Genomic DNA, 12,780 nt, shown 5'->3' with positions numbered 1-12,780 from the left:
GGGATCAGCGAATCCCGAAGTAGTCAGCGAATCCCGTAGTAGAGGGAGTTGTGTGCGGTGTCCGGCAGGTACAGCACATCGTTTCCGTCCGAGTCCCGACGCACCGCGAGCCGGTCCGCGCTCACGCCCGGCGCGGCGGACTGCGCGGTCCAGGTCCCGTCCGCCGACTGCGTCGCGGCGAACACGCGGTCGGTACCGGAGCCGGTCACGTAGTAGATCCGCTTGGTGTCCGTCTCGTCCCAGGTGATACCGAGTGCCGCGGCGGTCTGGCCACCGGCGTACACGGTCTTGCTGACCCAGTCGGTGCCGCTCGGGTAGGCGTAGTACACGCGGAAGTTGCCGCCGCTGTCGGCCGAGCGGTAGCGGTAGGCGACCTTCGGGGTGGAGCCGTCGAGGGTGAGTTTGGCGCTCTGCACCGCCGGACCCGTGTAGGCGTTGTCGATGCTCCACTCCTCGCCCGCGGTGAGGTCCTGGATCACGTCCGAGGTCCCCGGCGTCACCGGGACGGTGAGCGCCGCGCCCGTGCTGTCCGCGAAGGCGCCGGTCGACGGGTCGTAGCTCAGGTAGGAGAGCTGGTGCCGGAACGCGGTCGCCGGGGCCTTGGCCCACTCGTACAGCAGGTGCACCCGCCCGGCGGCGTCCACGGTCAGGTCGTCGGGGTACACGGAGCGGTTCAGCGCGCCGGCAAAAGTGGCGACCACGCTCCAGCGCGAGGCGGCGTTGTCCCAGCGGTACAGCTTGCCGGGGCGCTGGTCGGCGCCGGAGCCGACACGGGCGGCCAGGTACAGGTCGCCGTTGGGCGCGGTGGTCACGACCGGGTAGGTGATGCCCACGCCCTGGTCGGGCAGCTCGGCCGCGTGGTCCGTGACGTCGCCGCCGGGGGCCTCGGTGCGGAAGTAGCGCCAGGCGTCGGCGTGCATGGAGGCGAACACATGCAGGCGGCCGCTGCCGTCGCGCGCGACGGACGGCTGGTTGTGACCGTTGTCGTCGGCGAACTCGGCCTGCTGTCCGCTCTTGTCCAGCAGCGGCAGACGGCTCCAGACACCGTCAGGGTCGCGCCGCGCGATGGCCGGGCGGTGCGTGGCGGCCGTCGAGCCGGGCTCGTTGAACGCGAAGTACGTGTACTGACCGCGGCCCTTGTACGTGGCGACAGGTGTCCACCAGGCGGCCTGGTTCGACGAGTCCATCGCGTACGGAACCTTCTCGATCACCGTTGCCGCGGCTGCCGCGGGGTCCGTGCTGTCGGCCTGTGCGGCCGGGGCGGGCGTGAGCAGGGCGGCCAGGGCCGCGGCCGAGGCGGCGTACGCGCGTGCCGTGGGACGTCGCAAGGTGAACTCCTTCGCGGGCGTGATGGTGAGGCGGACGGGAGCGGTCCCGCAGGCCGGTCCTCCTCCGCTGCGCCGGAACTTACAGCAGATCCCAAATGGTGAATAGAGATTGCGCAATGCGGATATGAGATACGTGTGGGGGATGGCATTTGCGGCATGGCGAGGGGCCCGGTGAAGGCCGTTCTGCCTTCACCGGGCCCCGGAGCGCCGCGCGCCGACTCAGCGCCTGATGAGGTCGGTGACCTCCTCGGCGGCCTTCTTCATCGCGTCCTTCGGCTTCGACTTGCCGACCAGGACGGCCTGGACCTGCTTGGCCACGGCTTCCTCGATCTGGGCGTTCTGCGCGAACTGCCAGAACGGGCTGCCGGTCGCCGTGTCGGTGATCTTCTCGGTCCACTCGGCGGTGAAGGTGTCCTGTGCGACCTTCGGGTCGGCCAGGCCCGCCGTGGTGGACGGCGGCAGCGCGCGGGAGGCGAAGTACTCGGTGGTGGTGGCGCGGTCGGAGGTGGTGTGCAGCGCGAACTCCGTCGCCGCGTCCTGACCCTTGCCCTTGACGATCGCGATCACACCACCCCACAGCAGCGCCTGAGGCGTGTCGCCGGAGCGCAGCACCGGCCGCTTCATCGGCTGCATCGCGTCGGCCAGCGTCTTGTCCTTGGACTGCGCCGCGGTCACCCCCTTGCCGATGATGGCGTCGTCGTAGAAGGCGGCCTTGCCCTGCCCGAACAGGGCGCGCGCGTCGAAGCGGTCCACGTCCGCGGCGATCAGCTTCTCGTCGTGCAGCTTCTTGTACCAGGTGACCGCGTCGATGGAGGCGTCGTCCCCGATGGTCACCTTGCTGTCCTCCAGGAGCGTGCAGCCGAAGGTCTGCATCCACGGGAAGATGTCCTTGAGCTGCGCGACCTTGGTGGCCGCGGCGTAGGGCACGACACCGCCGCCGAGCCCCTTCAGCTCCCGCAGCGCGCCCTCGAACTCCTCGATGGTGGTGGGGTGCTTCTTGATGCCGGCCTTCTCCAGGAGCTTGGAGTTGGCGATCACACCGATCGAGCCCGTGTTCCACGGCAGGCCGTACTGCTTGCCGTCGTACATGCCGCTGTCCAGCGCCACGTTCGTGTAGCCGCCCTTGAGGGCCACGGAACTGAGATCGGCGAGCTTGCCCATCTGGGCCACCGCGGCGAGCCAGGCGATGTCGAGGTGCACCGCGCCGGTCGTCTCCCCGCCGCCGAGCTTGAGGGTGAGCTGGCTCAGGTACTCGTTGTACGGGTACGAGACCGCGCGGACCTTGGAACCCTCGGCCTTCTCCCACGCCGCGATGATCTTCTCGATCGAGGGCTTGGCGGCCTCCTCGTTGAGCGACCAGGAGGTGAAGTCGAAGTTCTTGGACTTCGTGTCGCCTCCGTTGGAGGAGGTGCCGGCGCCGGACGGTGCGCAGGCGCCGAGCGCGCCGGCGCCGGCCACACCGAGCGCGCCGATGCCGAACATGCGCAGCGCGCCGCGCCGGCTGATGCCAGAGGTGGTCATGGTGTCTCCATGGGGAGTGGGTGGAAGGGGAGGGCGTAGGAAGGGGGCGGGCGGATCCCGCGGGCTCAGCTCTTGACCGAGCCGGCGGTCATGCCGCCGACGAGGTAGCGCTGCAGGAACATGAAGGCGACGACCACCGGCGCGGACACCACCAGCGAGGCGGCCATCAGCTCGGGCCAGGCGGTCTGGAACTCGCCGATGTAGGTGGAGACCAGGCCGGGCGGCAGGGTCTGCTTCTCCTTGTCGGCCAGCGTCACGGCGAAGATGAAGTCGTTCCAGCCGCGGACGAAGGCGAACAGGCCGGCGGCGATCATTCCGGGAGCGGCCAGCGGCGCCACGATGGAGTGCAGCGTCCGCCACCGGGACGCGCCGTCGATGGAGGCGGCCTCCAGCAGGGCGTCCGGGATGGTGTCGAAGATGCCCTTCAGCATCCAGACGCACAGCGGCATCGTGAACGTCGTGAAGGACAGCACCAGGGCGGTGTACGTGTTCAGCAGGCCGAAGCTGGAGAACACGGCGTACAGCGTCACCAGCAGGAGTGCCTGGGGGAACATCTGGGAGGCCAGCACCATGTGCATCAGCGAGCGTCGTCCGCGATAGCGGAACTTGGAGAACGAGTAGCCCATGTACGTGGCGACGACCACGCTCAGCACGGCGGTGATCGAGGCGACGACGAGGGAGTTGACCAGGTACTTGACCAGCTGGTCGTTCTCGGCGAGGGCCGTGAAGTTGCTGAAGGTGATGTCGGTGGGTATGAGCTTCGGCGGGAACTGGAAGGTCTGCTCGGGGCTGCTCAGGGCGGTGGCCAGGAGCCAGTAGACCGGCAGCATGCCGAAGGCGCCGATCACCAGGATCGCGGTCCAGGCGGCGATCCGCGAGCGCAGCAGGTCCTTGCGTATCCGGCGCCGCTTGCTGTGCCTCGCGGATGTGGCGGACGGCCTCGTCCGGCTGGTGCGGGACAGCGGGGTGGTGGTCGTGGTGGTCATCGGGCGTCGCCCTTCCGCTCGGTGATCCTGAGGTAGACGGCGACGAGGATGAGCAGGAGCAGCATCCACAGGCCGCCCAGCGCGGTCGCCCGGCCGATGTCGAAGCCCTTGAAGGCGGTCTGGTACACGGCGGTCGCGAAGGTCTCGGTGGCGCCGGCCGGGCCGCCGCCGGTGAGCACGTAGATGGTGTCGAAGTGCTGGAAGTTCCAGATGAACTCCAGCAGCAGCACGATGGAGGCGACACCGCGGACCTGCGGCCAGGTCACGGCGAAGAAGCGCCGGATCGATCCCGCCCCGTCCATCGAGGCCGCCTCGTGCAGTTCCTTCGGCACGGTCTGCAGACCTGCCAGGAGCATCACCATCATCCAGGGGAAGCTCGCCCAGGTCTTGGTGACGATGACCGCGAGCATGGCGGTACCGGGCTGGCCGAGCCAGGAGATGGACTCCTCGATGATCCCGGCCTTCATGAGGACGCCGTTGAGCACGCCGTAGTTCGAGTTGAAGATCCACATCCACAGGAAGGAGACCACCACGCCCGGGATCACCCACGGGAAGAGGAACAGTCCGCGCAGGAAGCCGCTGCCCCTCAGGCCCGAGTTCAGCGCGAGCGCGAGCGCGAAGCCGACCACGAACGGGACGAGCGTCGCCCCGAAGGTGAAGATCAGCGTCTGCTTGAGGATCGTGAGGAACTCGCCGTCCAGCCAGTAGCTGAAGTTCTCCAGGCCGACGAACTCCCGGCCCGGCAGCCGCAGGTCCTGCTTGAAGAAGCCGGTGAAGAGGGCGGACACCAGCGGATAGATGATGATCGTCGCGAACAGGGCGAGCCCCGGTGCGGTGAGCAGCAGTGCGAACGCGCCGTTGGAGAGCCGTCCGCCGGTCCGCTCACGGCGTGGAGCGGCCTTCTGTGGAGGTGCGGCCGTACTCATGGGTGTGTCCTCTCGAACGGGGCGGGAGCGGTGGTGCAGGGCGTGGCACGGGAGGCCTTGCGCAGACAGGCGGATGTGACGCGGCCGGGCGTGAGCGGTGAGCCGCCCCGTCCTCCGCTTCGACCGAGGCCCTGTGTGAATGCCATGCATGCTCCGTTGAACGCAAGTTGCAGCATGCGGGATCGTTCTCCATATCGTGCGACGGCGTCAACCCTTCAGGGCGGTGAATCGCCGGTTCTGTACGAGACCGGCGAAGTCGCCGCACATGCCATGAGCTTGGCTGATGACCCACGGCGGCGATGTCGTCGGCTGCGCTGGAAACCTACAACACATCCCACTGTCCGAACAGTGGTTGCACAATATGGATGTGATGTACGTTCAAGGCCGCTCCGCTGCGGCGGAGAGCATCCGAGCATCACATCAAGGAGGCCGCTCCGTGCGGGAAGAAGAGGTCCATTACGACATCGCCGTCATCGGCGGGGGCCTGGCGGGGACCTGTGCGGCCATCGCCGCTGCCCGGCTCGGCCGACGCGTCGCCCTGGTGAACAACCGGCCCGTACTGGGCGGCAACGCCAGCAGCGAGGTCCGCGTCTGGGTCTGCGGCGCCACGGCCCACGGCGTGCACCGCTGGGCCCGCGAGACCGGCATCATGGGCGAGCTGTACACCGAGAACCAGTACCGCAACCCCGAGGGGAACCCGTACTACTGGGACCAGGTGGTCCTCGACGCCGTCCGGGCCGAACCGGGCATCGACCTGTACCTCAACACCGACGTGCGGGAGGTCGACGCGAGCGGCCCGGACGACGCGCGCGAGGTGCACTCCTGCACCGGCTGGATGATGGGCTCCGAGCGGCGTATCACCTTCCACGCACAACAGTTCCTCGACTGCACCGGCGACGGCCTGCTCGGCCACCTCGCCGGTGCCCACTACCGCATCGGCCGCGAGGCACGCTCGGAGTTCGGTGAACCCTGGGCGCCCGAGGACGCGGACCAGGCGCTGCTCGGGTCGACGATCCTCTTCCACACCAAGGACACGGGCCGGCCGGTGAAGTTCGTGCGCCCCGACGGCGCCCGAGACCTCACCACCACGCCCATCCTGCGCAACCGCGTGCTGCGCACCGGCGACAACGGCTGCGACTACTGGTGGATCGAATGGGGCGGCGAGCTGGACACCGTCCACGACAACGAGCGCATCCGCGACGAACTCCAGGCCGTGATCATGGGCATCTGGGACCACATCAAGAACTCCGGCGAGTTCCCGGACGCCGAGAACCTGACCCTGGAATGGGTCGGCAGCCTCCCCGGCAAGCGCGAGTACCGTCGCTTCCTCGGCGACCACATGCTGACCCAGCAGGACATCCTCGAGCAGCGGCAGTTCGCCGACCGCGTGGCCTTCGGCGGCTGGTCCGTCGACCTCCACCCGGTGCAGGGCATGTACGCCGACGAGCCCGGCGCCCGCCAGCGCTACGCGGACGGCATCTTCCACATCCCGCTGCGCTCCCTGTACTCGGTGAACGTCACGAACCTCCTGTTCGCCGGGCGCAACATATCCGCCACCCACATCGCCTTCGGTGCCACCCGCGTCATGGCCACCTGCGCCACGCTCGGCGAGGCCGCGGGCACGGCCGCCGCACTGTGCGTCGCCGAGAGCCTCAGCCCCCGGGAACTCGCCGCGAACCACCCCGAGCTGGTGCGCCGCGCCCTGCTGCGGCAGGACTCCTCGGTCATCGGCCTGTCCGACGACGACCCCGGCAACCTCGCGCGCACGGCCCGCGTCAGTGCCTCCTCGTACCTGAGCCGGCTGGCCGCCGAGCCCACGCAGGCCGCGCCCGGCGAGCCGTACCCGCTCACCCGCGACCTCGCGCTGCTGCTGCCGGTGGACCCGGCACTCGACACGGTCGACCTGCTCGTCCACGGCGCCCCGGACGAGGGGCCGGGCGAACTCACCGTGGAACTGTGGACCACCGGCCGCCCCGAGAACGCGGTCCCCGTCGACCATGTGCTCACCACCACGGTGACCGTGCCCGCCGGCGGCCCCCACTGGGTCACAACCCGTCTGGACCACCGTCCGGACGCCCCGGAGAACGTCGTACTGATCGTGCGTGCCTGCCCGGGCGCGGCGCTGGTCCTCGTTCCCGAGCGCACCGACGGCGTCCTCGCACTGCGCAGCAGGGTCGAAGGGGACGCGGCCGTCGACCACGACATCCCGGAGGAGGACGGCCAGCTGGTCCTGGAGTGGCAGGCCCGCGGTCTGCGCCGCCGGACCTTCGGCTTCCGTGCGGCCCCGGACACCGCCGCGTTCCTGCCCGAGCGGGCCGTCGGCGGATTCCAGCGCGCCTACGGGGGCCCGCAGATGTGGTCGTCCGAGCCGCTGCCCGACCCGGACCGGGCCGAGCAGTGGCTGCGTCTGGACTGGGACCAGGAGCAGCGGCTCACCGAGGCCCGGGTGGTGTTCGACGACGACGTCGACGAGTACCTCAACAACCTGCACCGCCACCGCACGCCGTTCGAGATCATGCCGGAGCTGGTCCGCGACTACCGGATCCAGGGCCGCGAGCCCGACGGCACCTGGCGCACGCTGCTGACCGTGACGGGCAACCGCCGCCGCCATCGCGTGCACGAGCTGGAGGGCGCGGACGGCGGGCCCGTGCGCACCGACGCGCTGCGGCTCGTGGTGGACGCGACGCACGGGGCGCGGCACGCGCACGTGATCGCGTTCAAGGCGTACGGCGCGTAACCACACGGCGAAGGGGCCCGGGGCGAACGACCCGGGCCCCTTCGCGTGCGCGATTCAGAGGGCGCCGAGGGCCTGGCTGATGGCGTCGGCGGCTTCGATGACCTCGCGGGTGAGGGCATGGCGCTGCCCTTCGCCTTCGGCGCGGTTGCCGAGGAGCGAGGTGGGGCCCCACAGGGAGATGGCGGCGACGACATCGCCCGAGGCGTCGCGGACGGGCGCGGCGAGCGAAGCGCGCCCCAGGGCGCGTTCTTCGGCCTCGATGGCGTAGCCGGTGCGGCGGACGGTGTCGATCTCGCTGTCGAGGAGGTCGTGGCTGGTGGTCGTGTAGTCGGTGTGCGCCACGAGCGGTTCGGGAAGCAGTGTGCGGCGCTCCTTGGGCGTGAGGCCGGTGAGGAGGCATTTGCCGATACTGGTGGCGTGCAGCGGGGCGGTGTGTCCGGCCTGCGTGTACGACTTGGGGGTGCGGGTCCCCTCGAAATTGCACAGGAACATCAGCTCGGTACCGCGGCGGATGGCGACGTTGGCCCCGAGTCCGGTGCGGGTGGCGAGGTCCTGGAGGACCATGCGGGCGGCGCGGTGGACGGGGTGGCGGTTGGTGGCGGTGGCGGCGAGCGGGAGGATGCCGAGGCTGAGGCGGTAGAGGTTGCTGACCGGGTCGCGTTCGACCATGTCGAGGCGCTCGAGGGTGGACAGGAGGCGGGAGGTGGTGGAGGAGCCCAGTCCGGTGAGTTCGGCGACGTCGGAGACGCGCAGTTCCGGACGGCCGGAGTCGAGTGCGCGCAGCACCGAGACCGCTCGTTCGACGCTCTGGTTCGTCCCGGCGTCGGTCGCCCGCGTAGCCATGACCCTCCTCATTTTGCAAACGGCTTGCACAATCTGCATCAGCATATCGCGTCGATCTGAGGGTTGTTCTGGAAATCCGACGGCTCGCGGCCGGAACGTATACAGGTCGTCCGCCGTGCTGTTCGAGGCACCCGCGGGGGCGACATCCGCGTGGAGGAAGGCGTGTGGCGGGGTGGGGGTTTTCACCGAAGTCGCCGGTGCGTGCCGCTGCTCCGTCGCCGGCGCCCGGGGACATGGACTCCTCGGACGGCAACGTTGTCGTAAGCGGGATGAACCCTGAAAGACGCGCGAGCGCGTTCGAGTGGGGCCCTGGTGAAGGTCTCGCGCGCCGCGGTCCGGTTGGTGCGGTGCTACGGGAGCGGATCCGGGTCGGCCCGGCGCCACGTCGCCACGGGGCCGGGGTTGCGGGCGTCCTCGGGGGTGACCCAGAACGCCTGTCCCAGCTCGGCGCTGTACTGGGCACCGGACCGTCCGTCCCCGGAGGAGCGGCCTGTCAGCCGGCGTCCGATCCACGGCATCAGGTGCTCACGGGCGAAGCGGAGGTCCTCGATGCGCCGCCGCGCCCACCTGGGCGGCACGGCGGCCGGAAGCGGTGTGCGCCAGTCGTTCTGCGCAGGCAGTCCCAGCGTCTGCCAGACCGCCTCGGCCACCCTGCTGTGACCGTCGGCCGTCAGATGCAGCCGGTCGACGTCCCACAGCCGGGGATCGCCCAGGGCCGGTGCTCCGTACAGGTCGACGACCACCGCACCGTGCCGGGCCGCCAGGTCGTCGATCAGGGAGAACAGCTCCTCCATCCGTGGACGGAAGCGCTCCATCACCGGGCCGTTGCGCCCCGGGCTCCGCATCAGCACGAGCTTCTCGCACGAGGGTGCGAGCCGTTCCACGGCCTCTTCGAGCCGCCCCCGGACCATGCCCATGTCGCACTTGGGCCGCAGTGTGTCGTTGAGTCCGCCGACGAGCGTGATGACATCGGCCCTCATGGCGGCGGCCACGTCGACCTGCTCGTCGACGATCTGGCCGATCAGCTTGCCCCGCACGGCGAGGTTCGCATAGCGGAATCCCGGCGTACGGGCGGCCAGCCGTCCGGCGAGGACATCGGCCCAGCCGCGGTACGAACCGTCGGGCAGCAGGTCCGACATTCCCTCGGTGAACGAGTCGCCGACCGCGACAAGACTGCTGTAGGAGGCATTTATTTCCATGGCGATGCGATCGTATCGCGGCGGACCCGGCCCCTTCCGGGGCCGGGTCCGGGGCGCGGCCGGTGATCCGTACCGCGCCCCCCGCATCCGTGTCAGCGTGCCTTCGGGCGCCCCACCAGCTCGCGGAGCACGTCCTCCATGGTGACCATTCCGGCCAGCCGGTCTTCCTCGTCGAGTACCGCCGCCAGATGCGTACGGCTGCGCCGCAGCGCCGTCAGGACGTCGTCGAGCGGTGTGTCGGCCCGGACCCGGGCGATGGGGCGCATCGCCGTCACCGGGAAGGGCACGTCGTGCGGTGTGGCATCCAGGGCGTCCTTCACATGGAGGTAGCCCAGGATCCGCTCCTCGCCGTCCATCACGGGGAAACGCGAGAAGCCGGTCTCGTACGAGAGCCGTTCCAGCTGTTCCGGTGTGGTTCCGATCCTGGCGTACGTGACCCGGTCCACCGGCATCACCACGTCCCGCACCGGGCGACGGCCCAGTTCGAGGGCGTGGCGCAGCCGCTCGGCGGAGCGGTCGTCCACCAGCCCGGCGTCGCCCGCGTCCGTCACCAGCCGGGCCAGTTCGTCGTCGGAGAACGTGGCGGTCACCTCGTTCTTCGTCTCGACCCGAAGGATCTTGAGCAGCGCGTTGGCGAAGGCGTTGATCGTGAAGATCACCGGACGCAGCGCCCGCGCGAGGGCCACCAGCGGCGGACCGAGCAGCAGCGCGGCCCGCACCGGCTCGGCCAGCGCGATGTTCTTCGGCACCATTTCGCCGAGGAGCATGTGCAGATACGTCGCCACGGACAGCGCGATCACGAACGAGATCGGGTGGATCAGTCCCTGCGGCACGCCCACCATGTCGAAGACGGGCTCCAGCAGATGCGCGATGGCCGGCTCGGCGACGATACCGAGCACCAGGGTGCACAGGGTGATGCCGAGCTGCGCCGCCGCGAGCAGCGCCGATACGTGTTCGAGGCCCCAGACGACGCTTCGGGCCCGCTTGTTCCCGGCCTCGGCCTCGGGTTCGATCTGGCTGCGGCGTACGGAGATCAGCGCGAACTCCGCCCCGACGAAGAAGGCATTGACGACCAGGGTCATCAGTCCGATGAAGAGCTGGACGGCGATCATCGTGCGTCCCCCGTCCGCTCGTCGTCACCGGGCAGCGGCGCGTGCAGCAGGGCCCGCGCGGCACGGCGTCCGGACGCGTCGACGACATCGATCCGCCAGCCCGCCAGCTCGACCGTGTCACCCACGGCGGGGATCCGGCCCACCTCGGTGGCGACGAGCCCCGCGAGCGTCTCGTACGGTCCGTCCGGCACCCGCAGTCCGATCGTCTTCAGCTGGTCGAGGCGCGCGGCCCCGTCGGCCGACCAAAGGATCCGTCCGTCGGTGTCCTCACCGGCCGGTGCGAGGTCCGCGGTCTCGTGCGGGTCGTGCTCGTCGCGCACCTCACCGACCACCTCCTCGACGATGTCCTCCAGCGTCACGACGCCTGCCGTGCCGCCGTACTCGTCGATGACGACCGCCATCGCGAGCCGGCCGGACAACCGGTCCAGGAGCCGGTCCACCGTGAGGGTCTCCGGCACGAGCAGGGGTTCGCGCAGCATCTCCGAGACGCGTGTACGGGACCGCTGCTCGGCGGGGATGGCCAGCACGTCCTTGATGTGCGCCACACCGATGACAGTGTCCAGGCTGCCGAGATAGACGGGGAAGCGGGACAGGCCCGTCGCCCGGGTGGCGTTCGCGACGTCCTCGGCCGTCGCCTGCGCCTCCAGCGCGGTGACCTGGACCCGAGGGGTCATCACGTTCTCCGCCGTCAGTTCGGCCAGGTTCAGCGTACGGACGAACAGCTCCGCCGTGTCCGCCTCCAGCGCACCTTCCTTCGCGCTGTGCCGGGCCAGCGCGGCCAGCTCCTGCGGGCTGCGCGCGGAGGCCAGCTCCTCGGCCGGTTCCAGGCCGAGGCGCCGCACCATCCGGTTGGCGGTGTTGTTGAGGTGACTGATGAAAGGCCGGAACACGGCGGTGAAGGCACGCTGCGGGGTGGCCACGGCCTTCGCCACGGCGAGCGGGGAGGAGATCGCCCAGTTCTTCGGGACGAGTTCACCGACGATCATCAGGAACACGGTGGACAGCGCCGTTCCCAGCACCAGGGCCACCGAGGACGCCACGCCCGGGGGAAGGCCCACCGCCTCCACCGGTCCGCGGATCAGCTTCGCGATGGACGGTTCGGAGAGCATGCCGACCACCAGGTTGGTGACGGTGATGCCGAGCTGGGCACCGGAGAGCTGGAAGGTGAGGCTGCGTACGGCCTTCATGGCGCTCGCCGCGCCCCGCTCGCCCTGCTCGACGGCCCGTTCGAGCTGGCCGCGCTCGACGGTCGTCAGAGAGAACTCGGCCGCGACGAAGGCGCCGCAGGCCAGCGAGAGCAGCACTGCCACGAGCAGCAGAAGCACTTCGGTCATCGGTTCACCTCCGTCCCATGATCGGGCAGGGGCAGGAGGATCGCTCGGTGCCGGCGATGTCGACTACTCGGAGGTTCGCCCATGGACGGACGCTCACACCTTTCGGAAGGTTCGGACAGGAGACACCCATAGTAAAGGATCGGCAAAGTCGCTCGATCTTCCGATGGTTTCCTCAGCCGGTGAGCGGCTTCACCCAGCGCCGCCAGCGATCCTCGCGGTGGTAGCCGCCCGAGGTCCATGTGTGATGGGCCCGTTCGTTGGCCTCCAGGACCATGGCGTCGACCCGTCGCCCGCCCAGGGCGAGGAATCGTTGTTCCGCCGCCTCCATCAGGGCGGTGGCGATACCTTGCCGGCGGCAGTCGGGGTGCACGGCCAGCCGGTAGGCGGAGCACCGCCAGCCGTCGAATCCGGCTATGACGCTTCCCACGAGGCTGCCGTCGCGGTCCGCCAGCAGCAGGGCCTCGGGGTCCCGGGAGATGAGCCGGGCAACCCCGTCGTGGTCGTCGCTGATGCTCGTTCCCTCGGCGGCCTCGCGCCAGAACCGCAGTACGGCGTCGATGTCGGTGAGGGCGGCGCGGCGGATGTGGAGATCACTCATGGGGTGAGCCAAGCAGAGCGCCGATCCGTCCGGCGAACGATTTCAGGCACCGGACAGTTGCTCGGTTACTCGGTGACTCGGTGACTCGGTGACTCCGCGGCTCAGTAGGCGGAGTTGACGTTGTCGATGGAGCCGTAGCGGTCGGCGGCGTAGTTGGCGGCGGCGGTGATGTTGGCGACGGGGTTGGTGAGGTCGT

The 12,780-nt window shown here is 69.7% G+C and carries 10 protein-coding genes and 1 pseudogene; 1 reads left to right on the top strand and 10 read right to left on the bottom strand.

Translation table 11 applies throughout. From position 1 onward, the window contains the following. Positions 1 to 23 precede the first annotated feature (23 nt). The 4 genes from AB0D53_RS35250 to AB0D53_RS35235 form a co-directional block, all read right to left on the bottom strand. The gene (locus AB0D53_RS35250; protein ID WP_362453379.1) at positions 24 to 1,328 is read right to left on the bottom strand and encodes a BNR-4 repeat-containing protein; all 1,305 of its coding nucleotides are present in this window, start codon (positions 1,326 to 1,328) and stop codon (positions 24 to 26) included. Between the two features lie 219 nt (positions 1,329 to 1,547). Further along, entirely contained in the window at positions 1,548 to 2,849 is a 1,302-nt protein-coding gene (locus tag AB0D53_RS35245; protein WP_362453378.1) for an extracellular solute-binding protein, read from the bottom strand. Positions 2,850 to 2,914: 65 nt separating this feature from the next. Beyond that, positions 2,915 to 3,835 carry a carbohydrate ABC transporter permease gene (locus AB0D53_RS35240; protein WP_362453377.1) on the bottom strand — a complete coding sequence of 307 codons (921 nt, stop codon included), beginning with the start codon at positions 3,833 to 3,835 and terminating at the stop codon, positions 2,915 to 2,917. Beyond that, positions 3,832 to 4,761, bottom strand: a complete 930-nt coding sequence (locus AB0D53_RS35235; RefSeq protein ID WP_362453375.1) for a sugar ABC transporter permease — start codon at positions 4,759 to 4,761, stop codon at positions 3,832 to 3,834. Before AB0D53_RS35235 ends, AB0D53_RS35240 begins: the two co-directional genes overlap by 4 nt. Before the next feature lie 436 nt (positions 4,762 to 5,197). Between AB0D53_RS35235 and AB0D53_RS35230 the strand changes: the two genes are divergently transcribed. Further along, on the top strand, positions 5,198 to 7,498 hold the full coding sequence (locus AB0D53_RS35230; RefSeq protein ID WP_362453373.1) for an FAD-dependent oxidoreductase: 2,301 nt from the start codon (positions 5,198 to 5,200) through the stop codon (positions 7,496 to 7,498). 54 nt (positions 7,499 to 7,552) lie between these two features. Here the strand turns inward: AB0D53_RS35230 and AB0D53_RS35225 are convergent, their stop codons facing one another. From AB0D53_RS35225 to AB0D53_RS35200, 6 genes and pseudogenes are all read right to left on the bottom strand, one after another. Further along, positions 7,553 to 8,341 carry an IclR family transcriptional regulator gene (locus tag AB0D53_RS35225; RefSeq protein WP_362453371.1) on the bottom strand — a complete coding sequence of 263 codons (789 nt, stop codon included), beginning with the start codon at positions 8,339 to 8,341 and terminating at the stop codon, positions 7,553 to 7,555. A gap of 350 nt (positions 8,342 to 8,691) precedes the next feature. Then, positions 8,692 to 9,540 carry an SGNH/GDSL hydrolase family protein gene (locus AB0D53_RS35220; protein WP_362453370.1) on the bottom strand — a complete coding sequence of 283 codons (849 nt, stop codon included), beginning with the start codon at positions 9,538 to 9,540 and terminating at the stop codon, positions 8,692 to 8,694. Between the two features lie 92 nt (positions 9,541 to 9,632). Next, positions 9,633 to 10,652: a hemolysin family protein gene (locus AB0D53_RS35215; protein ID WP_362453369.1), complete on the bottom strand. Its 1,020-nt coding sequence runs from the start codon at positions 10,650 to 10,652 to the stop codon at positions 9,633 to 9,635. Continuing rightward, positions 10,649 to 11,986 carry a hemolysin family protein gene (locus tag AB0D53_RS35210; protein ID WP_362453368.1) on the bottom strand — a complete coding sequence of 446 codons (1,338 nt, stop codon included), beginning with the start codon at positions 11,984 to 11,986 and terminating at the stop codon, positions 10,649 to 10,651. The genes AB0D53_RS35215 and AB0D53_RS35210 overlap by 4 nt, the downstream gene beginning before the upstream one ends. Positions 11,987 to 12,158: 172 nt before the next feature. Then, complete coding sequence (locus AB0D53_RS35205) at positions 12,159 to 12,584, bottom strand: GNAT family N-acetyltransferase (RefSeq protein WP_362453367.1); 426 nt, start codon at positions 12,582 to 12,584, stop codon at positions 12,159 to 12,161. A 101-nt stretch (positions 12,585 to 12,685) separates the two neighbouring features. After that, positions 12,686 to 12,780: pseudogene (locus AB0D53_RS35200) on the bottom strand (lytic transglycosylase); the annotation flags it as partial.

It is taken from the genome of Streptomyces sp. NPDC048295 (assembly GCF_040652135.1).
Classification (GTDB): Bacteria; Actinomycetota; Actinomycetes; order Streptomycetales; family Streptomycetaceae; genus Streptomyces.
This window is presented reverse-complemented; position numbering and strand designations above follow the sequence as displayed.

What these genes read in the sequence shown, in the direction of transcription:
- AB0D53_RS35240 (WP_362453377.1), bottom strand. Translation starts at nt 3,835, where the DNA reads ATGACCACCACGACCACCACCCCGCTGTCCCGCACCAGCCGGACGAGG.
- AB0D53_RS35215 (WP_362453369.1), bottom strand. Translation starts at nt 10,652, where the DNA reads ATGATCGCCGTCCAGCTCTTCATCGGACTGATGACCCTGGTCGTCAAT.
- AB0D53_RS35225 (WP_362453371.1), bottom strand. Translation starts at nt 8,341, where the DNA reads ATGGCTACGCGGGCGACCGACGCCGGGACGAACCAGAGCGTCGAACGA.
- AB0D53_RS35235 (WP_362453375.1), bottom strand. Translation starts at nt 4,761, where the DNA reads ATGAGTACGGCCGCACCTCCACAGAAGGCCGCTCCACGCCGTGAGCGG.
- AB0D53_RS35205 (WP_362453367.1), bottom strand. Translation starts at nt 12,584, where the DNA reads ATGAGTGATCTCCACATCCGCCGCGCCGCCCTCACCGACATCGACGCC.
- AB0D53_RS35210 (WP_362453368.1), bottom strand. Translation starts at nt 11,986, where the DNA reads ATGACCGAAGTGCTTCTGCTGCTCGTGGCAGTGCTGCTCTCGCTGGCC.
- AB0D53_RS35220 (WP_362453370.1), bottom strand. Translation starts at nt 9,540, where the DNA reads ATGGAAATAAATGCCTCCTACAGCAGTCTTGTCGCGGTCGGCGACTCG.
- AB0D53_RS35245 (WP_362453378.1), bottom strand. Translation starts at nt 2,849, where the DNA reads ATGACCACCTCTGGCATCAGCCGGCGCGGCGCGCTGCGCATGTTCGGC.